Source organism: Micromonospora sp. WMMA1363, from assembly GCF_030345795.1.
In the GTDB taxonomy this organism is placed as follows: Bacteria; Actinomycetota; Actinomycetes; order Mycobacteriales; family Micromonosporaceae; genus Micromonospora.
Map to the genome: position 1 here is coordinate 3808545 of NZ_JAUALB010000001.1, position 25434 is coordinate 3833978.

The 25434-nt window shown below is 67.7% G+C and carries 27 protein-coding genes and 2 pseudogenes; 9 read left to right on the plus strand and 20 right to left on the minus strand.

Annotated elements, in window-relative coordinates:
- Nucleotides 1-165: 165 nt before the first annotated feature.
- The 14 genes and pseudogenes from QTQ03_RS17710 to QTQ03_RS17775 form a co-directional block, all read right to left on the minus strand.
- On the minus strand, nucleotides 166-2433 hold the full coding sequence (locus QTQ03_RS17710; RefSeq protein ID WP_289279031.1) for a P-loop NTPase family protein: 2268 nt from the start codon (nucleotides 2431-2433) through the stop codon (nucleotides 166-168).
- Nucleotides 2434-2539: 106 nt separating this feature from the next.
- Complete coding sequence (locus QTQ03_RS17715) at nucleotides 2540-2764, minus strand: hypothetical protein (protein ID WP_289279032.1); 225 nt, start codon at nucleotides 2762-2764, stop codon at nucleotides 2540-2542.
- 84 nt (nucleotides 2765-2848) lie between these two features.
- Complete coding sequence (locus QTQ03_RS17720; RefSeq protein WP_289277961.1) at nucleotides 2849-3007, minus strand: hypothetical protein; 159 nt, start codon at nucleotides 3005-3007, stop codon at nucleotides 2849-2851.
- A 35-nt stretch (nucleotides 3008-3042) separates the two neighbouring features.
- Nucleotides 3043-3243, minus strand: a complete 201-nt coding sequence (locus QTQ03_RS17725) for a hypothetical protein (RefSeq protein ID WP_289277962.1) — start codon at nucleotides 3241-3243, stop codon at nucleotides 3043-3045.
- 96 nt (nucleotides 3244-3339) lie between these two features.
- Entirely contained in the window at nucleotides 3340-3507 is a 168-nt protein-coding gene (locus QTQ03_RS17730) for a hypothetical protein (protein WP_289277963.1), read from the minus strand.
- A 357-nt stretch (nucleotides 3508-3864) separates the two neighbouring features.
- Nucleotides 3865-4035, minus strand: coding sequence for a hypothetical protein (locus QTQ03_RS17735; protein ID WP_289279033.1), 171 nt, complete (start codon nucleotides 4033-4035; stop codon nucleotides 3865-3867).
- A gap of 203 nt (nucleotides 4036-4238) precedes the next feature.
- Complete coding sequence (locus QTQ03_RS17740) at nucleotides 4239-4430, minus strand: hypothetical protein (RefSeq protein WP_289279034.1); 192 nt, start codon at nucleotides 4428-4430, stop codon at nucleotides 4239-4241.
- Complete coding sequence (locus QTQ03_RS17745) at nucleotides 4427-5599, minus strand: hypothetical protein (protein WP_289279035.1); 1173 nt, start codon at nucleotides 5597-5599, stop codon at nucleotides 4427-4429. The genes QTQ03_RS17740 and QTQ03_RS17745 overlap by 4 nt, the downstream gene beginning before the upstream one ends.
- A gap of 18 nt (nucleotides 5600-5617) precedes the next feature.
- Nucleotides 5618-6287, minus strand: a pseudogene (locus QTQ03_RS17750) (NUDIX domain-containing protein).
- Nucleotides 6287-6595, minus strand: a complete 309-nt coding sequence (locus QTQ03_RS17755) for a hypothetical protein (RefSeq protein ID WP_289280877.1) — start codon at nucleotides 6593-6595, stop codon at nucleotides 6287-6289. The pseudogene QTQ03_RS17750 and the gene QTQ03_RS17755 overlap by 1 nt, the downstream one beginning before the upstream one ends.
- Before the next feature lie 23 nt (nucleotides 6596-6618).
- Nucleotides 6619-6795 (minus strand): hypothetical protein, encoded by a 177-nt coding sequence (locus QTQ03_RS17760; RefSeq protein WP_289279036.1) that lies wholly within the window; start codon nucleotides 6793-6795, stop codon nucleotides 6619-6621.
- Entirely contained in the window at nucleotides 6792-7115 is a 324-nt protein-coding gene (locus QTQ03_RS17765; RefSeq protein WP_289279037.1) for a hypothetical protein, read from the minus strand. Before QTQ03_RS17765 ends, QTQ03_RS17760 begins: the two co-directional genes overlap by 4 nt.
- Entirely contained in the window at nucleotides 7115-7258 is a 144-nt protein-coding gene (locus QTQ03_RS17770; protein ID WP_289279038.1) for a hypothetical protein, read from the minus strand. The genes QTQ03_RS17765 and QTQ03_RS17770 overlap by 1 nt, the downstream gene beginning before the upstream one ends.
- 38 nt (nucleotides 7259-7296) lie before the next feature.
- Nucleotides 7297-7554, minus strand: coding sequence for a DUF6284 family protein (locus QTQ03_RS17775; RefSeq protein WP_289279039.1), 258 nt, complete (start codon nucleotides 7552-7554; stop codon nucleotides 7297-7299).
- A gap of 2150 nt (nucleotides 7555-9704) precedes the next feature.
- Here QTQ03_RS17775 and QTQ03_RS17780 point away from each other — a divergent pair.
- Nucleotides 9705-10265, plus strand: coding sequence for a cysteine hydrolase family protein (locus tag QTQ03_RS17780; protein ID WP_289279040.1), 561 nt, complete (start codon nucleotides 9705-9707; stop codon nucleotides 10263-10265).
- 913 nt (nucleotides 10266-11178) lie between these two features.
- Here QTQ03_RS17780 and QTQ03_RS17785 read toward each other — a convergent pair.
- Entirely contained in the window at nucleotides 11179-12102 is a 924-nt protein-coding gene (locus QTQ03_RS17785; RefSeq protein WP_289279041.1) for a protein kinase domain-containing protein, read from the minus strand.
- The gene (locus QTQ03_RS17790; RefSeq protein WP_289279042.1) at nucleotides 12099-12500 is read right to left on the minus strand and encodes a hypothetical protein; all 402 of its coding nucleotides are present in this window, start codon (nucleotides 12498-12500) and stop codon (nucleotides 12099-12101) included. Before QTQ03_RS17790 ends, QTQ03_RS17785 begins: the two co-directional genes overlap by 4 nt.
- 340 nt (nucleotides 12501-12840) lie before the next feature.
- Here QTQ03_RS17790 and QTQ03_RS17795 point away from each other — a divergent pair, with 340 nt between their 5' ends.
- Nucleotides 12841-14028 carry an IS701 family transposase gene (locus QTQ03_RS17795; RefSeq protein WP_289280878.1) on the plus strand — a complete coding sequence of 396 codons (1188 nt, stop codon included), beginning with the start codon at nucleotides 12841-12843 and terminating at the stop codon, nucleotides 14026-14028.
- On the opposite strand, the gene QTQ03_RS17800 is transcribed toward QTQ03_RS17795, so the two are convergent.
- Both QTQ03_RS17800 and QTQ03_RS17805 read right to left on the minus strand, forming a co-directional pair.
- Nucleotides 14010-15427 (minus strand): IS3 family transposase gene (locus QTQ03_RS17800; RefSeq protein ID WP_502889743.1). Its coding sequence is split into 2 segments (ribosomal slippage): nucleotides 14010-15097 and nucleotides 15097-15427, totalling 1419 coding nucleotides; the frame shifts between segments, so codons are not numbered across the junction. The genes QTQ03_RS17795 and QTQ03_RS17800 overlap by 19 nt on opposite strands.
- Before the next feature lie 31 nt (nucleotides 15428-15458).
- A complete protein-coding gene (locus QTQ03_RS17805; protein WP_289279043.1) occupies nucleotides 15459-15932 on the minus strand; it encodes a hypothetical protein in 474 nt (157 codons plus the stop codon).
- A 341-nt stretch (nucleotides 15933-16273) separates the two neighbouring features.
- Between QTQ03_RS17805 and QTQ03_RS17810 the strand changes: the two genes are divergently transcribed.
- The 7 genes and pseudogenes from QTQ03_RS17810 to QTQ03_RS17840 all read left to right on the plus strand — a co-directional run.
- Nucleotides 16274-16606 (plus strand): helix-turn-helix domain-containing protein, encoded by a 333-nt coding sequence (locus QTQ03_RS17810; protein WP_289279044.1) that lies wholly within the window; start codon nucleotides 16274-16276, stop codon nucleotides 16604-16606.
- A gap of 223 nt (nucleotides 16607-16829) precedes the next feature.
- The gene (locus QTQ03_RS17815) at nucleotides 16830-17111 is read left to right on the plus strand and encodes a winged helix-turn-helix transcriptional regulator (RefSeq protein ID WP_289280879.1); all 282 of its coding nucleotides are present in this window, start codon (nucleotides 16830-16832) and stop codon (nucleotides 17109-17111) included.
- Nucleotides 17112-17114: 3 nt separating this feature from the next.
- The gene (locus QTQ03_RS17820) at nucleotides 17115-17780 is read left to right on the plus strand and encodes a prepilin peptidase (protein WP_289279045.1); all 666 of its coding nucleotides are present in this window, start codon (nucleotides 17115-17117) and stop codon (nucleotides 17778-17780) included.
- 197 nt (nucleotides 17781-17977) lie between these two features.
- On the plus strand, nucleotides 17978-19411 hold the full coding sequence (locus tag QTQ03_RS17825) for an ISKra4 family transposase (RefSeq protein WP_289280660.1): 1434 nt from the start codon (nucleotides 17978-17980) through the stop codon (nucleotides 19409-19411).
- Nucleotides 19412-19606: 195 nt separating this feature from the next.
- A complete protein-coding gene (locus tag QTQ03_RS17830) occupies nucleotides 19607-20812 on the plus strand; it encodes an IS256 family transposase (RefSeq protein WP_289280611.1) in 1206 nt (401 codons plus the stop codon).
- 247 nt (nucleotides 20813-21059) lie between these two features.
- Nucleotides 21060-22781 (plus strand): IS1182 family transposase, encoded by a 1722-nt coding sequence (locus tag QTQ03_RS17835; protein ID WP_289280782.1) that lies wholly within the window; start codon nucleotides 21060-21062, stop codon nucleotides 22779-22781.
- A gap of 35 nt (nucleotides 22782-22816) precedes the next feature.
- A pseudogene (locus QTQ03_RS17840) lies at nucleotides 22817-23125 on the plus strand (ISKra4 family transposase); the annotation flags it as partial.
- Between the two features lie 137 nt (nucleotides 23126-23262).
- On the opposite strand, the gene QTQ03_RS17845 reads toward QTQ03_RS17840, so the two are convergent.
- Together QTQ03_RS17845 and QTQ03_RS17850 are read right to left on the minus strand one after the other, a co-directional pair.
- Nucleotides 23263-23973 carry an SDR family NAD(P)-dependent oxidoreductase gene (locus tag QTQ03_RS17845; RefSeq protein ID WP_289279046.1) on the minus strand — a complete coding sequence of 237 codons (711 nt, stop codon included), beginning with the start codon at nucleotides 23971-23973 and terminating at the stop codon, nucleotides 23263-23265.
- A gap of 4 nt (nucleotides 23974-23977) precedes the next feature.
- Entirely contained in the window at nucleotides 23978-25327 is a 1350-nt protein-coding gene (locus tag QTQ03_RS17850; protein WP_502889775.1) for an NsdA family TPR-like regulatory protein, read from the minus strand.
- Between the last annotated feature and the right edge of the window lie 107 nt (nucleotides 25328-25434).

The following is a 25434-nucleotide window of genomic DNA, read 5'->3' on the forward strand; positions in this document are numbered from 1 at the left end:
TACCGGCCGCGAGGGTGCGAGTCGGCTGGTAGGGGTGTGGTTTTGGCGCAATGTGGTCACCTTGCGGACCCGCAAGGCCTTGCGGCTGTATCCACAAGGCCTTGCGGGCGCTCGGTGATCGTTTACGAGGTGCGTCCGGGCCTGTTTCGGTCAGACGAGACGGGGTCAGGCATCCCGCTTGCTGTCACGTTCCGTGATCGCGGTTTCGAGGTGGGCAAGGCGGATGCCCTGGCGGGTCTTCTCGATCCCGGCGTCCACCGGCGCGTCGGCCGGGCGGACCTGTCCGATGGGGACGGTGGGAGACTTCCAGCCGGGTGCCTCGGCCTTGATCGCGGCCGTCAGCGCGGCTTGCGACTTCCACCGACCGGGGTGGCGGATCTCCACCCGGTGAAAGATCACATCGCCGTGCAGTGCGATCTCATCGCCGAGGAACACCGCGCGTACGTCGTCGAGCGCGTTGAAGGCGGGGGCGGTCTCGGGCTGCTCGATGATCCCGGCCGCCGCGCCGGTCAGCGTGCCGGCCTTGGTTCGCCCTGCCAGGGCGGAAGCCACGATCCGTTTGACGTCGGGGAGGACGAACGTGGTCCGCACGCGGACGGGTTCGCCGCCTTCGGAGCCGATGTACCAGCAGGATCCCCGGTCGTCGGCGGCGGTGCCGGCCGCGCCGCGGCGGAACGCGGTCGCGTCGACACCGCGCCGGTAGGCGCCGGTGCCGAGGATCATGTCGTTACCGGGCTGTCCGTTCTGGTGGAACGCGACCCGCACGATCGGCAGGGAGCTGATCGAGGTTGGGATGGAGTCGGTGTCGGTGCGCTGGGAGGCGATCTCGACGTGGATGCCGCAGGCCCGGCCGATCTTCATCAGGTTCGTCAGCAGGGCGGCGATTTCTTTGCCGTATACCGGATCGGCGAGACCCTCGTGGATCTCGTCGATGATGATCAGGATCCATGGCATGGTGTGTTTCTTCGACCGGGCGAGCCGGTCGGTGAGCGCGGCGGCGTTGTTGTCCAGCAGCTCGGAGCCGACTTTCTTCAGGTCGGTCAGGACCCGGCGGCGGCGGATGACCTCCCGCGTGGTGGCGTTGAGGAACTCGACCAGCATCCGGCCGGTCTCGGTCGGGTCGGCGTCCGCGCCGTAGGCGTAACAGACCGGTTCCAGTTCGGCGTAGTCGCCCATGCCCTTGAAATCGAAGATCGCGACCTGGGCGCCGTCCACGTCGGAGCAGCCCAGACACGCCAGCCCGATCAGGTAGGCGGTCTTCCCGGAGCCTGGGGTGCCGGTGGTGATGCCGTTCGCGCCGGGCAGCGGCCACCGCACCGGCCGGTTACGCGGGTCGTAGCCGATCGTGCATGGGGCGCCCACGTTGACCGGCTTGCCGAGGTAGGCGAACCGCTTCGGCTTGGTCTGCCCCGGGTCGATGTCCAACACCAGGATCTCCACATGCCCGGGGACGCCGGTGGGGGCCTGGGAGAGGTGCACCATCGCGGGCGGGCGTTTCAACCCACCGGCGATGACAATCGCTTTGGCCATCACCATCTGCGTGGTCACACCCGGGATCGGATGGGTTTCGGCGATCTTCCCGCCTGCGCTGTCATCGCGGAAGATCACATCGACCGGGGAGTGTCCGGCCTTCACCACCTCGCGGAACTGGCCGATGCCGGTGGCCAGCAGCGCCCCGGTCACGGTGTCGTTGGTGACCGGCGGATACGGCGACGGCTCCCGAAACTGCGGGAAGAACGGGGCGGTGCGGGCGCGGCCGTACCAGACCAGCCAGCACCCCAACCCCACCCACACCGCCACAGCGGCGCGGCCGGCGTTGCCCCGGATCACCTCACCCCGGCCGAGCCACAGCAGCACCCCGACCACTACGACCAGCCCGGCCAGTGGCAGGAGTGTGCGGGAGCGGACCACCTTCCGGCGGTCCTTGACCTCCCGGTGCCGCTCCGCGCGGGCCTTCAACCACGCGTCCACGTCGGCTTTGCCGTCCACGGCCCCGGCGGTCTGATCGGCCACCGTCAGGCCCTGCCGGTCATCAACGAACGCGAAGAAGTCCGTGACCGAGCGGGCCACGCCTCGGAACCACCAGCCGGACGCGCGCACCGACCACGCGCCGAGCACCACGAACGTGTTCCACACGTAGCGCCGCTTGTAGGTCCACAGCCGGCGGGCCTTGTGCCGCCACCCCACCGCCCACGCCCACTGCTTCAACTCCGGCGGCGCGTCGGTGACCTGCGCGGCCACGATGTCACCTTCCAACACTTCCCCCGCGTCCCCGGGCCGGCCGGTGGGCGCGGGCGGCGGGTTGTCCTGCACTGCGGGCGCAACGCCGGTCGAGTTGTCGCGCCGCTGCCGCGCGGCGTCGAGGTCGACCACCTCACCGAGGTCCTGCTCTGCGGCCTGCCAGTCGAAACGGTCCTCATTCGGGGACGTCATGATGGGGGCTCCTCCAACGGTCATGGAATCGGGTGGGGGCCGGCGGCACGGCACGGTTTGCGAGGCCAGGGCCGTGCCGCCGGGCGGGCGACGGGTCAGCGGGCGGTCAGTAGCCGTGTCGGCGGAGGGCGTCGTAGGCGGCGGCCTGGTCAGCCGGCGCGGCGGAACGGAACGCCCGCTCGAACTTGGCCTTGGCGTCGCGGAACTCGCGGCTGTCGATGTCACGATCAGCGGCGTCGGTCTCGGCCATGCCGAGCTTGAGCAGGGTGCGCACCGCATCCCGGTTGATCGGGGCGGGGGTGGGGGTGGGCTTCTTGCTGAACAGACCCATGACGGGTGCTCCCTTCCAACCGCCAGACGCTCTGGCAGCCACCACCCGGCACCGGGCAACCCGGTGCCGGACGGAGGCGGCCAGTTAGCGGCGGCGGCGCAACAGGCGGGTCAGGGGGCCTTCGGTGATCGTCTGGGTGGTGTACTCGTCGTATCCGCGCAGGTGACGCGGCAGGGTCGTCTCGACCACTTCCACCCGCCCGGAGCTGATCTGGTGGCTGTACTGGCGTTTCGTGCCGAACACGCGGGGTCCTCTCGTAGGGGGTGAGGGCAGGTGGGTTACCGGATGGTCAGGCCGCCCCGGATCTCGTCGGCCTGCCGGCCGACCGTGGCGCGGCCAGCACGGATGTTCTCGGTCCGGCCCGGTGTCGTGTCGCTGGTGTCCTTCGGGGTCTTGCTGCCGGTGTCACGGCGGCCGAAGACCTGCCCGGCCTGAACGGCGACGCGGTCGTTGCCGGATGCGCGGTTGGTGCGTCCCACGGTGGTTCTCCCTTGGTTGTGCCGTCAGCGGGTCTGGCGGCCACCGCACCCCACCGGACCGGCGACGATGATCCGGTGGGGGCGGAGGCGGTCAGGTCAGCGCCGCCACCACGGGACGTTCTTCTCCGCGTCGATGACCCGCCTGTTGGCGGCCAGGTACTCCGGCGTCACGTCCCGGCTTTTGCGACTGACCCGATCCAGCTCACGGCGGGCGTCACGGTGGCGTTGGATCGCGGCCTTCTTCTCGTCCTTGCTCTTGCCCATGTCGGGCGCTCCCTTCCGGCCGTCCAGACGGTCTGGCGGCCACCACCCGACACCAGCCCTCGGGGGTTGGTGCCGGACGGAGGCGGTCAGGTCAGCGGCGGGCGAGCCGGTCAGCCGCGGTACGGCCGGGACTGCCAGCGGGGAGTCGGGCCTCTCGGGTGGCGGTCACCGCGATGCTGGGGCAGTAGCCGCACCGGCCGGTGTTCGCGCAGGTGCAGGCAGGAGGGCGGGTATTCTTGGCCATTCGGATCGGACTCCTGTCCGTGAAGGGGCCGGCGGCACAGCACTGGTTTCTGAGGCCGTTTGGGCTGTGCCGCCGGGCGGGGGGTTAGTTGGCCGGGCGGCGTACGCAGGTCGTCAGCGCTTCACAATCCGTGCGGTCGACCCCTTGGGGTACCCGCCCGTTTTCTCCACGCTGTTCTTGATTCGCTCGGCGTCTTTCAGGTCGCGCGCATCCGTGGCCCACGTGCACGTGCGGCCCGGGTGGTTCTCCGTCGCGACTACGTAGAACGGGTCCTTCTTCGCCATAGCTGGGGGTTCTCCTTCGTCTGGTCGCCGGGGTGGCGGCCTCCGCTGACCGCCCGGCCCGGTGCGGGTCCGGGCCGGGCGGCGTACGCAGGTCGTCAGCTCTGGCTGGCCTTCCGCACCTTGGCCAGGTGCTCCTTGCCCATCCGGTACGACTCACGCTCGTACGCGATCTTCTCGGCGGCTCGCTTGAAGATGCCCATCGGTCAGTGGTCCTCTCGCATCAGGTGGCGGGTGTCGGTGAGCTGGGTCGGGTTGGTGGTGAGCTGGTCGTCACCGTCGAGCCAGCGGATGTGGCATCGCTGGGTGCACGGGACGATGTAGGGGCATCCGGGCGCTCCGCCGCGTAGCTGCGGGTCGGGATGGCACAGCGGCGGGATGGCGGTCGCGTGGGTCATACGGCAACCGCCACGCGGGTACCGTTGACCGGTGTTGCCGCAGCGTCCGGCGTGGTTGGTGAACCGGTGTCGGGGCGGGGGCGGTGTCGTTTGACGGTGCTCACGCTGACTTCCGCGAGTCGGGCGATGCGTTCGTGGTTGGCGGTCGGTTCGGCGGTGTGCGCGGCGATGACCCGCTCACCGGCGGTCAGTGACCGGGCCGTGGGCCGGGCCGGGCGGGCCGGCTCACGAACCGGTTCACGCTGGACCAGCGGCGCGGCAGGGGCAGTCTTGGGGGTGTCCTTGTCTTTCTTGGCTTCCGCGCGGGCGGCTCGTTCGGCCTTCCGGGCGGCGTGGGTTGCCTGCCGGCCGGCGGTGCGCGCGGCGCGTTCGGTGTGGTAGCCGTCCCATGCTTTACGCGGGTCGCGTTCGTTGTGCTCGATCGACCAGCGGGCCGCCATCAGGGAACGGATCGGGAACATGCGGCGGCGTTTCGGGGAGAACTCCACCCCCGCGTCGTCGATCAGGTCGGCGTCCTCTGCGAGGAGTTGCACGTGTTGGGCGCGGCGGGTGTGCAGTCCCCACAGCCATGGGGACAGCAGGGACAGCAGGGCGAACGCGACTGCTGCGGCGGTGGGGGAGCTGCCGTCGGCGAAGTGGGCGTAGTTGATGGCGGCGACCACGGCGGCGATCAGCCACGCGGCGCGGCGCAGGCTGGCGGCGGTGGCGTGGGCCTTGAGTAGGAGGGCGTCGTGGGCGTGCCACTGGACGTAGACGGCGATGGACTCCAGGGCGGCGGCGAACGCCACCGCGAACGTCACCCGAGACGGCCCGTTCCACGCGGCCGGGGCGATCTGCGAGTAGGCGTAGGCGGCTTGGGCGTAGGCCGCGCCGCCGTTGATCAGCAGTAGCGGCAGCACCGGGCGTAGCTTCGCGGCGAACTCCGCCCGGGCCGTGCGCTGCCGCTCCCGGCGCTCGGCGCGCTCGACGCGGCGGGCCGCGGCGCGGCGGCGACGTTCCTGCTCATCCGCGACCGCTTGGCGGCGGGCGTGCTCGGCGGCGGCTTCCTGCTGTTCCCGGTCGAGCTGCGCCATCAGCCGGGCGCGTTCCACCTCGGCGGCGGCGGATTCGCGGTGGGCCGCCGCGCGGGCGGCCAGGATCGCCGGGTCCTCCGGCGGGCGACGAAACATCGTCGGTGTCCTTCCTGGTCAGTCGGTGAGGATGTCGGCAAGCAGGGCACGGTGGGCGGCGAAAACCTTGCCGCGGTAGGCGTCGGCCAGGTGCCGCACGACGCAGCCGTAATCGACGGCGGGCACCCACACGGCGCGGCGGGCGTCGTCGGCGCCGGTGACGTCGGGCAGCGCTCCGACGTGGCTACCGAGGTCGATGCGGACGGGGACGGTGACCATCCACGCCTCATCGGAGGCGCGCGGGTCGGGGCACGTAGCGGGCCGGCAGCGTCTTCGCCCACGGGGCGGTGTGGGTGGCGATCAGGCCGGTTTCCTCGGCCAGTTCTCGGAACGCCGCGTGGGTGGGGTTCTCGCCGGGGTCGACGTGGCCGCCGGGCAGCGCCCACCCGTGTCCGTCGCCGCGCTCGATCATCAGCAGCCACCGCCACCCGTCCGGGTCGCAGGCGGTGACGATCGCGTCGGCGGCCAGGGCCTCGCCCCAGTGCCCGAGTTCGTTGCGGCCGTACCGGATACCGGTCGGCGCGTACGGGTTGACCGGGCGGCCGTCCACCAGGGGGAACGGGATCGCGGCGGCGGCCCGGCGGGCCGTCCAGTCGATACGGGTCGGGTCCATCTCCGGGTCCGCCCACGACGCTCCGGCGGCGATGCCCGCGAGGACGGACGGGTGGGTGAAGGTGCGGCCGGTCATCAGGCCACCGCCAGGGCGGTCAGCCGGTCGGCGGTGTCCGTGTCCAGCGGTTCGGCGTCGGGGTATTCGGTGGCGGTGGCGTAGAACTCCCAGCCGTGCCACGTCGGGTAGGCGTTCATCGACCGGTACGAGCGGCCGTCGTCGGCGGTGCCCTGGTGCTCGCCGATCAGCATGTCCGGGTCGTTGAGCCCGGCCAGGTGAAGCCACGACTTCAGTTCGGCGATGCTGTCGAACTTGACCGACAGCGACACGTTCGGGGTGTGGACGGCGATGCCGGTCGGGTTGGCCAGCAGGATCAGTTCGGCCATGACGGCGCGGCGGTTCTTGCGGGTCATCGAACCAGCTCCATTCCGGAAGTGGGACGGTCAGCGGCGGGGGTGGCGCGGCGGATGGCGGTAGCCGTGCCGTCCGCGTGCTGCTCGACCAGCCGGCGGGCGACCAGCAGGGACACGAGCATCGCCGCCGGGCCACCGGCCACGATCAGCAGGACGTACCCGGCGGCGGTCATACGGCGGCCACCGCGGGAAGGAAATCAGCCGGGGTGGTGACGGTCGGCTCGCAGCACCTCAGCCGCACCCGGATGCCGCGCCAATCGCCGTGCACGTTGGTCAGTACCTTCGGCACGTCATCGCTGCCGTAGGGCTGGCTGCGCCGGTCCGTGTCCGACAGACACAGGAACCGCACCCAGCGGCGCAGGTCGGCGTGCGTGGCGAAGTCCAGCTCCAGACCCCACGCGTCGGACGCCTCGACCCTGGCAGGCAGCGGCAAACCGTCACAGGCCATCACCGCCGCGGCGGTGAACAGCACATCAGGCAGACTCGGGGCCATCACCGGCCACCCCCGGCGAGGGTGGCGGCGAACGTGCCGATCCCGGCCACGACCGACCGCACCATGCCGGCGGTGTCAGTCGGGTTGGTGACCGCGTAGAACACCACGAAAGCGGCCACCACCCAGCCAAGAAGCTTGCGCATCACTACCTCACAAGAAAGAAAAGAAGGGAACAAGGAGGTCAGGCCGCGTCACGACGCGGCACGGCATCACGCGACACGGCACGGGCGGCCAGCAACGCGCAGGCCTCCCGCAACACCCGACGCCGCGCCCGGCGGACCTGCTGACGAGTCACCTCGCTCGGCCCGAAACGCAGCACCGCGATCTGCGCGTCCAGCAACAGCACCTCGGCCTCGATCAGCGGCATCTCCGCCTCGATCTCCGCCAGGTCATCGACGCTCGGCCCCTCAAGGCCGGCATCATCCAAATCGAAGCTCACTTACGGTTCCTCCGACGCTTCCCCGCCGCGCGACCACGGCGGGGAACACAGGTAGACGGCCGGCACGCCCGGCACAGGGTCTGCTCCGGCGAAAGCGGTGCGAGCTGGCCGCAGCTGCGGCACTCGCACCAAACGGCGCTGCTCTTGGTCGAAATCCGCACGGCGGCGGCGATGCTCACAGACATGACAGGCACCTCTCCCAGCTCGAATCAGGTCGGATCAGGTAGGACAAACAGCCCGGGGCGCGGCGCATGGGCCGCGCTCCCCGGGCGACGAACAAGGCGTGCCGCACAGGCACGCGGGCGACCCTCGGTTGAGCAAGCAAGGGGCCCAAACCCCTAAAGCGGACACGTCTTGCGGCCGGACACGTCAACAGCCGACGCTCGCCTGCCACCCCTAGATCGCATGCATCGGGACCCAATCGGGGAGACGGATCTCCCTGCGCCCCGGACCTCTGTGCAGTTGTCAAACATCGAGCGCCACGGCGGTCCATCAGATTCACGAGCGGCGCAGCCGAAGCCACCTCCGCCGGCTGTGGAGCCGCCAGCGCTACAACTTGGCGTTGTATTCGCACACTACAGCACGACGTTGTATTCGCGCAAGCACCACTACCGCGTAGGCTTGTAGTGATGACTTCGAGCGAGCTGCCCACCGACTGGTGGACCACAGAACACGTGAGGGCCTACCTGGCGTCTGTCGGCGTGCCGATCAGTCGTGCGACGTGGGCGTCCTACGTCTCACGCGGTCAGGCTCCCGCACCGGATCGGATGTTCGGCCGATCCCCGGCCTGGCGGCCGAAGACCATCCAGCAGTGGCAGGCCAGTAGGCCGCGCCGGGGCACTTCCGTCGACTAGCCCGGATCATCAGGTGTCCCCCTCTCTCGCCTCCGATCGGCAGCGGCACCTTGTCTGCCTGGAATCGAGAGTGCCCGTTGCGCTGGCGATGTGGCAGACCCCACGCGCGGACACGAGGGACACGGCCCATGTCCACTGAGGTCCCTCGCCAGCTCAAGCCGAACTTGGTGCTCGTGAACCGCCGGAAGGCAGCAGGCTGGGACTCGCGGAAGCGGGCAGCGCGTGAGCTGCACCGCTTAGGGCTGACTGGCGGGTTGCGAGAGACGCCTACAGTCGAAGCGATCGAAAAGGCAATGTACCGCCATGAAACCGGGCGAGTAGCGGTTACCGATCCGATTTACCGGCAGCTCTACTGCCTGGCGTACGGCGCGAAGCCTCATGACTTGTTCGGTCAACTTGACAGCACCGCGGCAGACCGCCCGCACTTCTCCGTGCGATCCCACAAATTCGTGCCCGCGTACATAGGCGCGGAAGGCGCAGCATTGTTGCGCGACTGCCTCTCGCTCGACCCTGCCGAGGGGCAATGGCACGCGTGCTCCGTTGCGCCCGTTGATCACCCGGAGGGTGAGTGCTTTCTTTACCTCTGGCCTTGTGGGTCCGTCGTCTTTCATCTAGTCGAAGACTTGCAGCTCTCTACCATCGCTTCACTTGCTGCATGGCGGAAGGTGTCCTACGGCGACAATATTAAGTGGGCGGCCGACTATCTCTCTCGGTACGTGCGTGCCGTTGATCAGAGCGCGCTTTACGTCCTCGGCACACACTGGTTAACCGAATCGGCTTGGCCTCCCGAGTTGCTAGACGTTGCGCTCCGGATAATGTCTACACCGTCGGTGCTTCTGCACAGGAATCGGCCGATGGACGATGAGCATCTAGCTCATGCAGAGTTGATAGAGCAATCGTTGCTGGCGGAGGGATACGACCACGCGGGTATCGAGTCATTCGGCCTGCGCGGGATCTCGTCCGGCTTCGCCTCTTGGTCTGGTGTCGTTTACCATCCGACAGCACCGGACCGGGCAATAACAGAGACCGAGCTTGTAGCATGTGAACTGGCAGTTCAGTCAATGTGGGCGTTCACCGACGCTATAACCCGCCAGATCGAACATGGGCGAGACCCTGAAGTTCCGGCGGAGCACGGATGGCGGTACCTTCGAGGAGTTCGTTCACGCCTAACAACTTCACGGCCACGGGAAACGGGCCAGCATCAGGCGATGCGGAGAGCCATCTTGCGAACAAGCGACCTCATGCCTGCGTTGGAGCAGGCAATCGAAACACTCCGAGACGCGGATAGAGGTTGAGATGACGGCAGGTCAGCCGGTGCTCGTGGTGACCGACATGCAGAACGGCTTCGTGCGAGAGCAGTCGGCGCATGTTGTGCCGATCGTTGTCGACCTGGTTCGCCGATGGCAGGAGTCTGGCGGCGACGTTCTTTTCACGCGATACTTCAACTATCCCGGTAGTCCATTCGAGCGTTTTTTCGAGTGGAGCCGGCTCCAGTCTTCCCCTGAGACTGATATTGTGCCTGAGCTGCAACCGTATCTGGGCCGTGGGACGATGCTGGACAAGCGAATTTACAGTCCGTTCACCATCGACAGTGAAGCGGCGTTTGAGCGGCGCGGGTGGAGCACTTTCTACTTCTGCGGGATTGCGACAGAGAGCTGTGTTTTGAAGGGTGCTGTCGATGCCTTCGAGCGCAACCTCACGCCGTGGCTGATTGCCGACGCGTCGGCCAGCCATGCCGGCGCTGAGGCTCATGCCGCAGGGCTCTTGGTGGCCCGCCGCTTCATCGGCCCGCGACAGGTCATCACACGGGCTGACCTTCCTGCCGCGCTCATCGGTGGCCAGCCCTTCGAGAGCTAGAGAACGGGCGGGTCGGAGTGGTCTCAGTTGCGGTCTCATTCGGGGCCGTACGCGGGGGTTCACCGGACCATCGACAGCGCTCCGGCCACAGCTCACGTACCGTGTCGGCCCACCCTGTACGGGTGGTTGCAGACTTCGAAAGCGTGTGATGGCCTGCGCACTCCAGCAGCGCGGGGAGAATTCTGGGAGACGATCATGGGGAAGGTAGCGCCAATCCCCCATGCAGACCAACACGTGCCGACACGCTGACCTGCATGGATGGCGGTACGTCAAGGTACAACAGGTAACCGGACGTAATTCGGGACGAAGAGGTCGTCGGTTCAAATCCGGCCACCCCGACAGAGGTAAGGGCCTGACCAGCGGGAACGCTGGTCAGGCCCTTACGTGTATCGATGGGGTTTTGAATCACCCCCCGAAAACCCCCGGAAACGCCGGGACGCAATCAGATTCGCCAGCGATGCGGGACGTTCGCCGTCGGACGCGGGGACCCGCGCCCGCGCCCTCCCCGGAGCGATGGCACTGACAACGTGATAGGTCGGCGCTAGCGTGACTACATGAGCGGCGGGGAGGGCCTGACACGGATGATCGTGTCAATGATGGTGGCCGGCGAGGTGGCCGCCGTCGACGCCCGGGCTCCTGCCGGCGCTCACGCTGCGGTCCTTCTGGCGGTTCGGCTACCGGGCGGTCAAGCGCTTCTTGATGTCTTCGACACGGAGGTACGCGCGGTGCCTGACCCAAGCGTCGGGCGACGCGTCCTGGGCCTGACTCAGGCTCTGTGGGCGGCGGTCGGGCGAGGCTGGCTTGAGCCGTGTGCTGCTAACGGCCAAGCGCTGCTGGTGTTGACGGACGCAGCCGCGCGGGATCTTGCTAGTTCCCTCAGCGAACTCGAGTGCACCCAGCAGTCGGCGCTTCGTCAGGCCGGTGCCGCTTGGGCGACGGCCTCGACCTGCCTGAAGAACTCGGCAAGAGCCTTGCCGTCTCCAAGATCCGCGTAGCGGTCCAAGGAGCGGATGGCTCGCCACTGCCCAGCTACCGTCCGCGAGTGTGCGACCAGGCGGATCTCACCGGCATGGGCGCCACGTGGCACTTCGGCCGCCTGCACCCGGTAGCTGCGCCGCTTCGAGGCGATCTTGTCGGGGGGCCAGGTGCCGACCCACTCGCCGAGCAGCTCCGTTCCCGCGGTCCGCCGCCAGTCCACGTATCGCAGTCCGTTGAGCTTCCGCAATGCAGCGCGGGCCGTGTCGGGCCGCTTCGTCGGGTCCACTCGGATGAGCGAGCCGACGAACCTTCGTACGTTCGGCGGAACCCAAGGTGGAAGCGTGTAGCGCCGGTCGTCAAGTGCACGCTTTCCGGCGGCAAGGCGCGCATCCACGTCGGCGAAGCCGATGGTCTCGTACTCGAACCTGCCGGCGAGCATCTCTACTGTCACGACGCCGATCGAGTACAGGTCGGATCGGGATGTCACCTGCCCCGTGACCTTGGCCTCCGGCGCGAGGTAGAGCGGTGTGCCGCCGTAGTCAGGCGCCGTGTTGCTGTGCGAGTCGATCCTGCCTGCCGAGCCAAGATCGGCAAGTACGGCATTCTCGCGTGCCTGGTCGAGTAGCACGTTGCCGGGCTTCACGTCCCTGTGGACGTACGCGAGGCCCTGGTGTAGGTACTCCAGAGCGTCCAGCATCTGACCACAGATCCGCAGCGCGCCGGCGACACCGAACTCGTGCCCGTCCATGAGCGCGTTGTAGACGCTGCCGCCCGGGTGGTAGGCGCAGATGAAGGTCACAGCCTCCAGCCCGACAAACTGCGGATCGGGTTCCCATTGGGCGTCCCATACCTCGATCAAGTGCTTGTGCCGTGCCTCCTTGAGGCCGGGAAGACCTGAGTCACATGATCAGAGAGCCCGCCCTTGCGCGGCAGGCCAAGCCGGGACCGAAGCGTCGCACGTGCGAGCCGGACGCAGGGTACAACCGCATCGACGGCGACCGACGCCAGCAGCGCCTCAGCGGTGAACCGGGTCCGCATGTCCGCGATCTTCGGGACTCGTCCGCCCGCTTCGAGGTCCAGGATCACCACCCGATCGGGGGACAACGCCTTCAACGCATGGGCGCTCTCGGCCCGGAATGCCTCGATGGCGTACCCGGCCTGGGAGCCGGTGCGCAACTCAACACAACCCGGCTCCGTTTCCTGTGCTCCCTCCTCGCTGACCAGGCAAAGCCACAGCTTGCCGCCCACGGCGTTCACACCCAAGACGTTCAACGTCGCTACTCGCTCCTCGCCGGTGCCTCGCCCGCAGAACGCCAGGGTAGGCGCTCGCTAGTCGAGGCCGCCCGATGCCAGGGTCCTAACAGGCCAATGAACGGTACTCCGGCCGGCGCCCCTGCGCGCGTCGTCGGTGGAGCTGTCGTCGGCATGTCGTCCCTAGATCGATCTTGAATCGGACGGACGGCGCGCGTTCACGACCGAAGACGACGAACGCCCCGGGCCGCAGCCCGGGGCGTTCGTCGTCTTCCTCTAGTACTGCAACGGCGGGTCGTAGCTTCGGGTGCTGATCATTCGTTGGTTGGTTGTGGTGGATGCGCGGGTGGTCGGGTCGTGGGATGCCGGGTTGGAGGAGTTGTTCTTCCGGTTCGCGCATCGGTTTGAGCGGGTGGAGCCGCGGCGGCGGGCATGGGCGTATGTGCGGGGGCTACTGGCACCGTTGGAGCGGCGTAACGGCTGGACCCTCGCGGAGCAGGCTGGGCATGTGTCGCCGGACGGGTTGCAGGGCATGCTGTGCAGCGCGGCGTGGGACCGGGACGCGGTCCGCGATGACGTGCGCGATTACGTGGTGGACCAGATCGGCGATGCGGCCGGGGTGCTCATCGCTGACGAGACGGGGTTCGTCAAGAAGGGCCGTGCGTCGGCGGGGGTCCAACGGCAGTATTCGGGTACGGCGGGCAAGACCGAGAACTGCCAGATCGGCACGTTCCTGTGCTACGCCACGCCGCGGGGTCGGGCGTTGATCGATCGGGAGTTGTACCTGCCCAAGTCGTGGACCGGTGATCGGGACCGGTGCCGGCGCTCGGCGATCCCGGACGCCGTCGGGTTCGCGACCAAGCCGCAGCAGGCGCAGGCCATGCTGGAGCGGGCGATCACCGCGGGGGTGCCGTTTTCGTGGTTCACGGCCGATGAGGCCTACGGGCAGAACCCTGGCCTGCGGGGCTGGTTGAAGGATCGGGACATCGCGTACGTGATGGCCACCCGACGCGACGATCGGGTGCCCTCCGGGCTGCACACCACCACCGGTGTCGACGAGCTGATCGGCAGGGTGCGTGCGGGCGCGTGGCAACGACTGTCGTGTGGTGACGGCGCGCACGGGCCGCGCCGCTACGACTGGGCTCGGCTGCCGATCCGCCGCACCTTTGCCCACGGCCGCCGCGGCTGGGTCCTGGCCCGACGCTCGATCACGGATCCCGGCGACATCGCCTACTACGTCTGCTTCGGCCCCCGCGGCACCCGACTACGCGACCTGGTGCGGGTCGCCGGTAGCCGTTGGTCGGTGGAGGAATCGTTCCAGACCGCGAAGAACGAGGTCGGCCTGGACCAGTACCAGGTCCGCCGCTACGACGCCTGGTACGCCCACATCACCCTCGCGATGGCCGCCGCCGCGTTCCTCGTCGTCACCCGCGCCCTCGAAGCCGCAAAGGGGGCACCACCGCAAACGAGCGCAGCCAGATCCCGGAAGGTGTCAACCTTTTTGGGGCGGTCGGTTCAGGGGTTCGTTGACTGAGTCGTGGTGTCCTCGGGCTTGTTGATCCACGCGGTGGTGGGCAGGGCGGGTGGTTGCGGGATGCCGCGGACGAATCGTTCGGGGTTGCGGGTGTAGGCGGCGGTCAGGACGTCGGCGCGGACATCGCGGACCTGCCGGGCGTGGCCGTGGTGGACGTCGTGTGGGGTGTGCCAGCCGATGCCGGAGTGCCGGTGGATGGTGTTGTACCAGGTGAAGAAGGCGCGGCAGTGAGCTCGGGCGTCCTGGACGCTGCCGAAGCGGTCGGGGAAGTCGGGCCGGTACTTCAGGGTCTTGAACTGGGCCTCGGAGAACGGGTTGTCGTTGCTGCACCTGGGCCGGGAGTGGGACTTGGTCACGCCGAGGTCGGCCATCATCTGCGCGACCGTCTTGGACGCCATTGAGGTGCCGCGGTCGGCGTGGATGGTCAACTGCTCACGCGCGACGCCCTGCTTGGTGATCGCGTCGGACAGCAGCCGTTCGGCCAGGGCGGCGTCCTCGCGCTCGGCGAGCAGCCACGCGACGGTGTAACGGCTGTAGATGTCGATCACGCTGTAGAGGTGGTAGAAGTCCCGCTTGGCCGGGCCGCGCAGCTTGGTGATGTCCCACGACCACACGCGATTGGGGGCGTCGGCGATCAGTTCGGGCTTGACCTTCGGCGGGTGCACCGCGTGACGGCGGCGCTCCCTGACTTCGCCGTGGGCACGCAGGATCCGGTACATGCTCGACACCGACGCCACGTACACGCCCTCGTCGAGGAGGGTGTGGTAGACGGCCGCGGGGGCCATGTCGGCGAAGTCCGGGCTGTTGAGCAACGCCCGGACGCTGTCACGCTCGGCCGCGCTCAGGGCACGTGGCTGCGGCCTGGGTTCACGCCCCGGCCGCGGTGGCGCAGGCGTCTGGCGGTGCCGGCGGTAATGGTTGGCCTGCGGCCGGCCGGTGGCTCGGCACGCCGCCCGGATGCCGATCAGCGACGTCAGTTCGGTGATCGCAGCGTCGATCATGGTGTCGGCTCGCTCCCGCTGTGCTGGCTGTCGGTCGCGAGTTGCCCCAACAGCGCGGAGAGTTTTCCCTGCACCTCGATCACCTTGCGGGCCTTGTCCAACTCGGCGCGCAGCCGCTCGTTGTCTGCCCGCAACCGGGCTGCCTCCAGCACCGCCGGATCGGTCTTCGGCCGCCCGGCCGGCTTGGCCAGGGCCTCGCGGGCGCCGGCGTCACGCTGATGCTTCCACGCCGCGAGCAGCGACGTGTACAGGCCTTCCCGACGAAGCAGGGCGCCCTTGCCGGCCTTATCGAGGGTCTCGTACTCGGCCAGGATCCGCGCCTTGTACGCGGCGGTGTATGTCCTTGTTCGGGGCTTTGCTGGTACCTCGGGGTCGGGCACCGGGTGATGCGATGTCACGGGGGTGGATCTCCTTGCACGCCCTCACGGGTCAGAGTTTCAGCAGGTCAACCTGCCTTCCCCAAGGATGACACAGAGGGGACTTCTTGTGTTCCAGCCACTTCTCGTCGTTGACGCAGTCAAGGACGCTCGCCTCGGTGGGCGCGTCAGACGGCTTCAGCGCCGTCACCTTGGGGTCGATCTTGAGTTCGCCGAGCGTGACGACGTCCTGGGAGCGGTTGGTGTAGAGAGCGCTGGAGATCAGCCGCAAGGCGTTGCCGGTTGCGTACTTGTTCAGATCGGGCGCCTCCGGGTCCGAGGTCTTCGCCGCCTCCACGAACGCGCTCCACATGCCGCGGTACGCGATCAGCGCATCCCGCTCAGCGGCAGCGCTCGGGCCGAGGCTCGGCGTCGCCGATGGCGTTGGCGCGCTGGTTGGCGCGCTCTTGGGCTTGTCCGAGGTACACCCCGCGCCGAGCATGACGGACGCCGCGACGAGACCAACCAGAACCGGACGGGTGAACACCGGGCAGTACCTCCCCAACTCGTAGACGGCCCCCCGTCGAGGAACCGCGTCTGCGATCCTTGACACTGGCCACTGAGGATCGAGCCAATCAAGGTCACGAATCGTGTGTACACCCTCACCCCATAGGGACCGCAACGTGTGTACCTGCACGTACGCACCTTCAAGGGGCTGAACTCACGTACCTCGACGTACGTACCTAGAGGTGTGGACATTGAGGTGCGTACCTCGCGGCTGCCCCTCAGAAGCCATCCGCGAAACTGTCACCCAGCCGACAGATCCGTCGATTTCGATTGCGGGCTACACTCCCCGAAATGCTTGTGGCCGCAAGAAAGGTGACCGCGATGAGCGACCACGGCCGCACCGACAGGGCGCTGACGCTGCTTGCGCGGCCAGGCGCCTACGAGGTGCTCCACGCGATGCAATCGCGCGACGGTACGGCCACGTTCGCCGAGATCAGGACCGCAGCACGCCAGCCGCTAGCCCTCCTGCGGGCGCTGGCGACCGAAGGCTTCGTGCGCAGCTACCACAGCGGAACCTTGGACATCGAGCCGTGCGAGCGGACCCACTTCTGCCTGACCGCCAAGGGCGAGGCGGTCACCGGCCACCTCGTGCGGCTCCAAGAGTGGGTCACCAGCCGTCCGACTCGTCGTGGCAGCCGAAGAGCTGCGGGGTAGGGATATAACCCCTCGATCTCCACATTTAAGGCGAGCAAGCCTCACCTAAACGCACTGACCCTTACCTGGTTCACAGTGGACAGAGGTCACGGCGATCACAAACGACTGGCCGAACATTTGTATGCCCCGATAGAATGATCGCTTGCTCGCGCGCTCGTGTCGGGGGAGGTGAGTCGCGCTGCCGAAAGATCTCGAACCCATCCTCAACATCGCCAAGCGAAAGCTGACCCGCGCCATCCTGACCGCCCTCCGAGACGGCCCCCTCCGGTACACCAGGGTGCTCCACGCCGTTTCGCAGACCAGTCCGGACGTCGTCCACTCGCGCACCCTGACCCGCACGCTTGCCCACCTCCAGTCGGAGGGCCTGGTCGAGCACCACCTCGACACCGAGGCCGCCGACTACCGGCTCACCAGGGCCGGTACCGAACTGGTCGACCTCCTGGCCGAACTCGACCGCTGGACCCAAGAACGATGGCCGGACGAGGACGACGAGGGCAAGTCGTAGGCCGTGGACGTTCTCGCCGCGAGCGGCCTTGCCGTCGCGGGCGCGCTTGCCGGCATCCCCATCGCCGCCATCTCATACGCCGCGCCGGCTCATGGACGCCTCCAAGTGCCGGCAGGATGGTGGCGCGGCGCGCCCGCACGACCGGCGGCCGTCCTTGCTGTCTCGCTGATGGCCGGAGCGGCAGCCTGGCTCGTGGTCTGGCGGCTTCCGACGACGATCATGCCCGCATTCTGGGCCTTCGCCGTTGTCGGCGTCGGCCTTGCCGTCATCGACGTCCGCAGACGCCGTCTGCCGTACGCCCTGACCGGAACCCTGGCGACCGTCTGCGTAATCTGCTTCCTCGTAGCTGCCGCGATTAATGGGAACTACGCCGCACTCCTGCGAGCGGTCGTGGCCGGGTCGGCCACGACGGCAGCACTACTCCTCATTGCGCTGGCCCTGCCGGGGCAACTCGGCCTCGGTGACGTGGCGCTCGCGGGGGCGATAACGCTCAGTCTCGGCTGGCTGAGCTGGCAAGCCGCGGCCGTCGGAATTCTCTGCGGGCTCATGATCCAAGGCTTCCTGGGTGTCGTCGCCAAGGCTCGAACCCGCATCGACAGCGCGCTACCGATGGGACCTGCCCTCCTCGCAGGCTGGCTCTCGGGAGCTTTGCTCGCGCCGATCCATTAGGGTGCGGCTCTGGTGAGGTGCGGCGACACGCTGTGTGGCCTGGGGATGTGTTACTGGTTGTGATGGTGAAAGGGATCCTCCCGCTATGTTCGTCGGTTGCGAGACACGAACATCAGCAAAGAGGGAGCCCGGTGCAAGAGTACGCATCCGAGACGGCGGACGATGCTTTCGCCGGCTCATCCGTGCGGTTCGGCGCGATGGTGGACTTCCTGTCCGGTGAGCATGCGGCGGGGATGACTCACGCCGAACTGGAGGAGCGGCTGCATACCGATGGCATGCGGTTGCTGTGTCAGTTGTTGCAGGACAGTCTGGATCTTCGTGCCAGTCGGGAGGAACGGCTCGACGAGGTGACCGACGCCGATAGCCATCTGCGGGGGTGGGCCGAGCGGGGGCGGCAGCGGACGCTGGCCACCCGGTTCGGTGAGGTGGTGGTGACGCGTATCGCCTACCGGGCGCGGGCGCGGGCCGATCTGAACCCGGCGGACGCGGTGTTGAACCTGCCCGTGGAGAAGCACTCGCATGGACTGCGCCGGTTGGCCGCGGCCGAGGCGGCCCGCGGCTCGTTCACCGACGCGGCGGCCGCGATTGAGCGGGCCACCACGGTGCGTATCGGGAAACGGCAGGTCGAGGCGTTGGCCGCCGCAGCGGCGATAGATGTGGATGCCTTCTACACCGCCCACGCCCCGGACTGGTCGGCCGATGATGATGTGCTGGCGTTGTCCTTCGACGCCAAAGGGGTGGTGATGCGCCCCGACGGGCTCCGCGCGGGCACCGCCAAGGCCGCGGTCAGCCAGAAACTGGCCGGCCGCCGGTCCAAGGGCGAGAAACGCAACCGCAAGCGGATGTGCGAGGTCGCCGCGGTCTTCGACGTGACCGGCAAGCCGCGCACCATCGCCGACATCCTGCCCGAGGACCCCGAAGCGGCCCAAACTGCTACCCCGGCGCCGGTCACCTCCGGCAAGTGGCTGCACGCCAGCGTGACCGACGACGCCGCGGCGGTGATCGCCGCCGGGTTCGCCGAGGCCGACCGCCGCGACCCCGACCACGCTCGGACCTGGATCGCCCTGGTCGACGGCAACACCCACCAGATCGACCGGATCCACGCCGAGGCCAAAACCCGCAAGATCACCTTGCCGGTTGTTGTGGACTTCATCCACGTCATCGAGTACCTCTGGAAGGCCACCTGGTGTTTCCACCCGGAGGGCGACCCGAACGCCGAACGGTGGGTCCGCGCCCAGGCCCGGCAGGTGTTGGCCGGACGGGCCGGCATAGTCGCCGCAGCCATCCGACGCAAGGCCACCTACCACGGCCTGGACCCCGGCAAACGCAAACCCGCCGATGTCGCCGCCGCCTACCTGCTGGCCAAAAAACCGTACCTGGACTACCCGACCGCGCTGGCCAACGGGTGGCCGATCGCCACCGGGGTGATCGAAGGCGCCTGCCGCCACCTGGTCAAAGATCGTATGGACGTCACCGGCGCTCGCTGGGGCCTCGACGGCGCCGAAGCAATCCTCAAACTCCGCACCCTGATCAGCAACGGCGACTTCGACCAGTACTGGACCTGGCACCTGGCCCAGGAACAACAACGCATCCACAACAGCCGCTACCTCGGCGGTGCCATCCCACAATAGACGATCACCTCAGAGGAGCCGCACCCGATCCATTAGGGTGCGGCTCTGGTGAGGTGCGGCGACACGCTGTGGGGACTGTACAAATAACGGCTGATCGACCGATCAAGGGAGAGACGCCAGATGACGACCGAGACCACCGTGGGACAGCCGGCCGTGGAGCCGGTGGGTGCGGTCACGGATGAGCAGTTGATCGCGATGCTGGTCGATCGGGCTCGTGGTGACGGGTTGAAGCTGACCGGCGAGGGTGGGCTGCTGCAGCAGCTGACGAAGCGGGTCCTCGAGTCGGCGTTGGATGGGGAGATCACCGACCACGTCGGCTACGACAAGCACGACCCGGCGGGTCGGGGTAGCGGGAACACCCGTAACGGCAGCCGGACCAAGACGGTGCTCACCGACGTCGGGCCGGTCGAGGTGCGGGTCCCACGCGACGCCGCCGGGACGTTCGAGCCGCAGATCGTGCGTAAGCGGCAGCGGCGTCTGACCGGCGTCGACGACATGGTCCTGTCGCTGTCGGCCAAGGGCCTGACCCACGGCGAGATCGCCGCGCACCTGGCTGAGGTCTACGGCGCTGAGGTGTCGAAGCAGACCATCTCCACGATCACCGACAAGGTCATGGACGGCATGGCCGAGTGGCAGAACCGGCCCCTGGACCGGGTCTACCCGGTCGTGTTCATCGACGCCATCAACGTCAAGATCAGGGACGGTCAGGTCGCGAACCGGCCGATCTACCTCGCGATGGCGGTCACCGTCGACGGCCACCGCGACATCCTCGGTATCTGGGCCGGTGACGGCGGCGAGGGCGCCAAGTACTGGCTGCACGTGCTCACCGAGTTGAAGAACCGCGGCGTGGCCGACGTGCTGATGCTGGTCTGTGACGGGCTCAAGGGACTGCCGGAGACGGTGGAGACGGTGTGGCCGCGCACGATCGTGCAGACGTGTGTGGTGCACCTGCTGCGCAACTCGTTCCGCTACGCCGCCCGGCAGGACTGGGACAAGATCGCCAAAGCGCTGCGGCCGGTCTACACCGCGGCGACCGAGGACGCCGCCACCGAGCGGTTCCTCGAGTTCGCCGAGGCGTGGGGCCGTAAGTATCCGGCGATCGTGAAGCTGTGGGAGAACGCGTGGGCGGAGTTCGTGCCGTTCCTCGCCTTCGACGTGGAGATCCGCAAGGTCATCTGCTCCACGAACGCGATCGAGTCCGTCAACGCCCGTATCCGCAGGGCCGTGCGAGCTCGTGGCCACTTCCCGAACGAGCAGGCCGCACTCAAGTGCGTCTACATGGCCTTGATGAGCCTCGACCCGACCGGAGCCGGCCGCCGACGCTGGACCATGCGCTGGAAAGCACCACTGAACGCCTTCCAGATCGCCTTCGAAGGCCGGCTCACCCCGGCCAACAACTGACCACCTCAACAACCAAGATCAGCCGTTAACTTGACACTCCCAGGCCCGGCAGGTGTTGGCCGGACGGGCCGGCATAGTCGCCGCAGCCATCCGACGCAAGGCCACCTACCACGGCCTGGACGACTCTGCTGCCGAATTCGTGACACGCCGTCGGGATCGTTCGTACTGGCCGGTCACGGGGTCATGATCCCTGTTCGCGGTCGTGTTCCTTCCGTCGGTGGCTGCGGGATGGGGTGTACGGGTGTCGATGCAGCCGCGGTCGCGGGTCCAGATTCCTGATCAGACGGTGCTGGTGGCCCGCGCGGCGTTCCCGAACGGCAGCGTGGCGATATCAGCGCGTGACCACCTGGGTGAGGTGTTCACCGACGAACAGTTCGCTGCCGCGTTCGGTGTCCGGGGCGCTCCGGCCGAATCGCCGGGCGCCTTAGCGCTGGTGACCGCGTTGCAGTTCGCGGAGAACCTGACCGATCGGCAGGCCGCGCGGATGGTCGCCCGGGCGATCGACTGGAAGTACGCGCTCGGCCTGGAGCTGACCGATCCCGGCTTCGACGCCAGCGTGCTGTCCAAGTTCCGTACCCGGCTGGTCGAGCACGGCCTGGAAGAACAGGTCTTCACCGCGATGCTGACCGTGTCGACCGGCAAGGGCCTGATCGCGGCTGGTGGTAAGCAGCGCACCGATTCCACTCACGTGATCAGCGCGGTGCGAGACCTCAACCGTCTGGAGGTGGCCGGCGAGTCGGTACGGGCCTGCCTGGAAACGTTGTCGGTGGCCGCACCGGACTGGCTGGCCACCGCTATCGACGTCGGCGAGTGGGCGCACCGGTACGGGCCACGCATCGATTCCTGGCGGCTACCCGCCTCGCAGGCCAAGCGGGACCGCCTCGCCCAGGTCTACGGCACCGACGCCGTCGCCCTGCTGCGCGCGGTGTTCGCCCCTGCCGCCCCGGTCTGGCTGGCCGAACTGCCCGCGGTGCGGACGCTGCGCACCGTGCTGGTGCAGAACTATCTGATCACCACCGACAGCAGGGGGCGGGAGGTGATCCGGCGGCGGGAGGCGGACACGGACGGTCTCCCGCCCGCCAGATCCCGGATCACCTCCCCGTACGACACCGACACCCGGTGGGCCGCAAAAGGCGACGACCTGTTCTGGAACGGCTACAAGGTCCACCTGACCGAGACCTGCGACCCCGACACCGAGCACGGCACCACCAGCGACCACGACGGCCAGACCGGTCCCCGGCCGACACCGAACCTGATCGTCAACGTGGCCACCACGGCGGCCACCGTCCCCGACGTGAAAGCCACCACCGGCATCCACCAGCACCTGCACGACCGCCGGCTGCTGCCCGCCGAGCACTACCTCGACTCCGGCTACCCCTCAGCCGACACCATCGCCACCGCGCAGACTTTCGGCGTCACCATGGTCACCCCGGCCCTGCTCGACCAGTCCGCCCAGGCCCGTGCCCGCACCGGCTACGACAAGACCTGCTTCACCATCGACTTCGACACCCGGCAGGTCACCTGCCCCCAAGGACACACCAACACCTCCTGGAGCCCCACGGTCCAACGCGGCACCGAGGTCATCGTGGTCAAGTTCCCCACCACCACCTGCGGCCCGTGCCCCGCCCGCGCCCAGTGCACCACCGCGAAACGCGGCGGCCGGCAACTCACCTTCTACCCCCGCGACCTCCACCACGCCCTCACCGCTGCCCGCACCCGACAGACCAGCGACAGCTGGCACGACAAGTACAAGCTGCGCGCCGGCGTCGAAGGCACCATCAACCAGGCCCTCGACATCACCGGCATCCGCCACACCCGCTACCGCGGCCTCGCGAAAACCCGCCTCCAACACGTGTTCTCCGCGATCGCCCTCAACCTCGTCCGACTCCACACCTGGTGGACCGACCACCCCCTACCAACAGCCCGGACCAGCAACCTCCAACGCCTCGATCACGCCCTCGCCGCCTGAACCCCGAATTGGGCAGCAGAGTCCTGGACCCCGGCAAACGCAAACCCGCCGATGTCGCCGCCGCCTACCTGCTGGCCAAAAAACCGTACCTGGACTACCCGACCGCGCTGGCCAACGGGTGGCCGATCGCCACCGGGGTGATCGAAGGCGCCTGCCGCCACCTGGTCAAAGATCGTATGGACGTCACCGGCGCTCGCTGGGGCCTCGACGGCGCCGAAGCAATCCTCAAACTCCGCACCCTGATCAGCAACGGCGACTTCGACCAGTACTGGACCTGGCACCTGGCCCAGGAACAACAACGCATCCACAACAGCCGCTACCTCGGCGGTGCCATCCCACAATAGACGATCACCTCAGAGGAGCCGCACCCGATCCATTACGCGTGACTACCCGGCCCCGGGCTGGCGATCTTCGATAGCCCGAGAAAGGGAACACCTCACCTCGGGGCGTCCGCGACCCGCGGCGTACTCGACGAGGTTCGCTACCAGGCGAGCGCCTCGCGCCTGTAGAACAACTGGCCACTCGGGCCGTCGTCTGGGAGCGTGGCTAGCCACGCGAACGTGTCTGCGGCCTCTTCCGGACTTTGCTCCGCCTTCCCGTATGCCAGGCGGGTATCGACCTTCCCGGGAGACGCGGCGTTGACCAGGATGTTCTGGTCATGAAGCTCGGCAGCGAGGATGCATGTCAATGCGTTCAGTCCGGTCTTAGCCACTCGGTAGGCGACGCTGCCCGTACCCATCTGCCCAAACGTGCTCATGTGGGTAGTGACGTTCACGATGCGGCCGTACTTGATCTTGCGCATCTCGGGTATGGCGGCCGTGCAGCAGCGCCAGGCACCCATCAGATTGGCGTCGATAGTCGCTCGAACCTTCTCCATGTCCACCGTGCTCGCCGCCTGGCCGCGGTCGATGGCGACGGCGGCGTTGTTGATCAGGACGTCGAGGCGTCCGTACGTGAACCCGGTGTCCGCCATCGCCCGCGCAACGCTTGCTGGATCGGTGACATCGAGTTGATGCGACGAGACGGATAGACCCTCGCCACGAAGCTTTGCAGCAGCCTGTTCTGCCGCCTGCTCGCTCCTGGCGGTCAGCACGACGTGCAAGCCTTGCTCGGCCAACCCCCGCGCAATCGCGTAACCAAGTCCCCGGTTGGCCCCCGTGACAACCGCTACCCTCTGCCCCTCGGTGCTCATGCGACTATGCGATCAGACTGTGGATCTGTTCGTCTAGAGCAACCACGGCTGGGTGCTGGTGCTTCTTGATCTTGGCATGGATGCCGGTCAGGCGGTTCTTGTTGCGCACGGACCGAGCGGCAGCGATGTCCGGCACCGCTCGACTTACCAGATCGCAGGCGTGTTCGACGTCGCCCAGTCCAAGGACGCTATCCGCACGCCAGATGAGGTAAGTTGCCCGGTCACGGCGACGCTCCTTCGGCTGCATGGCGAGCGATTGCGCCAACCAGTAGTCAGCCGTCTCCCGGCGTTCCAGCGCGAGGTAGCACGCTGCGACTTGGGCGCAATATTCCGCTTGGTCGAAGTAGCTGGCCCACGCCGGCGTCGTCCCCTCGTCGGCCTGGCCCATCGCCTTCTCTGCCACTCCTAGTAGTCGCTCGCACTCCCGCGCTTCCTTACGAACGGCATGTGTCCGGGCCTGCCGGACAGTGAGCATGGCGACTACCCGAGCAGGCGCATCCTTAGCGCCTTCGCGCGCCGCCTGCGCGAGGGTCAGGGCCTCGTCGGAGCAATCGGAGTCAACACGTTGCAGGCTCATGCACTTGAGGATGTTGGCGCCCAGCGCTCGATCATTAGCCGCATGAGCCGCACGTAGCGCAGCCACCCAGTACCTCTCGGCTGCCGCATGGTAACCGGCATCAAAACTCGTCCAACCCGCTACCCGTCCCAGCTCTGCGGCGACGGAGTACGCGCGCTTGCCAAGGCGCTCGGTGTACGTGCCCTTGGCCAGCAAGTCAGTCACCAGCCTCAGCTCGGCGTCCACAACGTTGCGAATATGCCCTCCACCAAGCGCGGCATCCATCTGGCGGAGGGCGGGCAGACGTTGCTCCAGGCAGGTCACAAGCTCCGCGTCGATGTGCCCACCTCGGAGCACTGAGACCAGTTGGGGCGGGTCGATCCTGAGCCACTGGTCGGCTAGGCTAGCGGCGGCTCCGACGCCAAGGATGAGGAAGCCGCGACGATCTAGCACGGCACCTCCCGCCGTCCCATCCAATGCCTGGACGCATCCGTCCGTCGTCCAGGGCGCATGGATGTTGATCCGTTCACCCACGGGCAACCAGTGTGGCCAACCCAGGCTATGTACCAGCTCGGCCGGAACTTCAAGCTCGGCGGCCAAGGCAAGTTGAGAGTCCGCATCAGGTACTACTCCCCAGTGCTCCCATCGCCATGCCTTCTCTCGACGGGCGGCGCTGTTGCCGACGCGAGTGGCGATCACTTGAGCGAGGTCTTGATACGTCCACCCGCGCTCGTGCCGAACGTAGCTCAGTGGGTGCACAAGCAGCGAGCCTTGACCGTTGAGTAGACGCCTTGCCATTTCGGCCTCCCTCGATACCCGAGCACTGTAGCGCTGGCATTAGTGCGGATCGGCCCCTCGCTTGGGGATGGGTCGGCCACCGGCAAGAGACAACAACGGGACAACGG